This window comes from Photorhabdus africana (assembly GCF_035181445.1).
Lineage (GTDB): Bacteria > Pseudomonadota > Gammaproteobacteria > Enterobacterales > Enterobacteriaceae > Photorhabdus > Photorhabdus laumondii.
The window spans coordinates 1-225 of sequence record NZ_JAXBVE010000294.1; the positions used below are offsets into that span (position 1 = coordinate 1).

Annotated in this window: 1 protein-coding gene; it reads left to right on the forward strand. The window is 66.2% G+C overall.

Going from position 1 to position 225, the window contains the following annotated elements:
* Positions 1 to 225 (forward strand): type VI secretion system tip protein VgrG (gene vgrG, locus SLS51_RS23820; protein WP_323840919.1); only part of this gene is annotated, 225 nt, incomplete at both ends.

A 225-nucleotide genomic window follows, 5' to 3' on the forward strand; every position in this document is an offset into this window, starting at 1 on the left:
GGGCCCGCAGATTGCCAACGTGGTCGGCCCGGCCGGCGAAGAAATCTACTGCGACGCCTACGGCCGCATTCGCCTGCAATTCCTCTGGGACCGCTACGGCCGGAGCAACGACAGCAGCTCCTGCTGGATACGGGTCACCCAGCCCTGGGCCGGTCAGGGCTGGGGCATGCTGGCGATACCGCGTATCGGTCAGGAGGTGGTGGTGGACTTTCTTAACGGCGACCC